At 60.8% G+C, this 1,750-nt stretch carries 2 pseudogenes; both read right to left on the reverse strand.

Annotated features, from left to right (window positions below):
* Positions 1-1,252 (reverse strand): annotated as a pseudogene (locus tag AC1DUU_RS31155) (type I secretion protein); the annotation flags it as partial.
* A gap of 137 nt (positions 1,253-1,389) precedes the next feature.
* Positions 1,390-1,750: pseudogene (locus AC1DUU_RS31160) on the reverse strand (hypothetical protein); the annotation flags it as partial.

The raw sequence follows: 1,750 nt of genomic DNA on the forward strand, positions 1-1,750 counted from the left end.
CCGCAAGGACGATGTCGTTGTCGGTCACGAAGCTGAACTGGTTGATCCAGTTCATCATGATCAGATCACCAGTGATCTGAGTTACCACATAATAGGAGGGGAATTCCGTGGCAGCTTCGGCCGGTGCCTGATCGGCAGTCGGGTCGATGTGCTTGAACATCGCGATGTTGAAGCTCTCATCCGCTGCAGCCTGACCGGGGTCGAAAGGCCAGCCACTGACGGCTGCACCAATGCTGTCGATGTCGCATGTGGCGTTGATCTGGACGATCGCGTTGACCGAGACGTGATCGCCGATGACTGCCATGACGCTGGCGGAAGCCCAGTCGTTGACCACCACGGCGGAATTGATGACGGTATTGTCACCGGTCGAGATGTTGACGCTCGGGTTGATCGCTCCGTCGCCCCAACCATGCATGAACTGGCTGGAGTCGGGGGCCACACTCATGTTGAGCGGGCCGTTGGGGCCTTCTTCCGTAGTGTCTTTGTTCTTGAGATAGTCGACGTAGTCTTCCATCTTGGGCGTGTCGGCCTCGTCGATGAGCTGGCCGTTGACATAGGTGCCCTCGATGGTCGTGCCCTTTGTCGTGAAAATCTCCGCGTCGCCATGACCGTCGGCGCTGAAGCTGTCCAGCCGTGCGGCCGCCGTGGTGACGAACAGCGCCATGTCCTGGGTGGAGCCTGGAAGCGTCAGATCGTCGATCGGGTTGATGTTGGACGCTGCCTGGTGCAGCGCTTCCATCTGGCTGTCGTCGACCGGAGGCGGCGTGAATTTCAACCCGCTGCCACCGACGCTGACATAATCGTTGTCGTTGAGACGAATCTCCTGGTTGATGACGATCGCCAGAGAACCTGGCGGGTCGAGCACCGGCAGGTGGACGTCCATCGACTGGTGGCCAATTGACCATCCGTGAATCGATATTTGAGAAAAATCATGGTCCGGCGGGGAAAGGAACGTGCCAGCAGGTATGGGAATATCCATCGGTGCCAAATGGACATATGGCAGCACTGACGCCATTTCGATGCCAGGCTTCGCAGGCTGATATGGCACGTATGGATCGAAATCCTCCAGTTTGTGGGAGGCATCAATCTTGATGGTGTAGGTCGGGTGATCGGGCAGTTTTTCGTCTGCCTTATGCGCGGCCCGGAATTCGTCGTAGGCCTGCTTGATGCGTGCTTCTTCGTCGGCTGTTGCGAACAAACCGGCGAAATGGACAATCGCCTCGGTGACCTTGCCGAAATATGCGGAATACATGATATCGCCTCCGCCCGGAGTTCAGGCGCGGTGAGGCTGATATAGGGGCTCCACCGGCCGGGAAGGACTGCGCGGGGGCTCCGCGCAGTCCAGCTTGCTTGGCCTCGTATTGACGAGGCCGAACGTGTCGCCGCTGGCTACAGTGTGCTGTGGTCGGTGCCGTCTTCGCCTGCCAGCGTGTGATGGTAGTCGCCACCCACCACGGTCATGTCGACCGTGTTGCCTTGCAGGTTGGCGCCCATCACGATCTGCTGGTTGAAGGCACTGGTGTCGATCGTGGCGTCGGAATGCGCCGAGCTCGAGCCGGTGACATAACCGTCATCGCCATTGCCCGAACCCCACGTGCCACCGTCGCCGCCAGCGCCGCCAGCGCCGCCCATGGCAATACCGCCTGCGCCGCCGAAGCCGCCGGCTCCACCCAGTGCGAGGCCGCCCACAGCGCCGCCGCCATAGCCGTCAGCCCAGGCGCCGCTCAACGCATGCCCACCGTCGCCGCCC

This window comes from Aminobacter sp. P4_H6_2 (assembly GCF_056400805.1).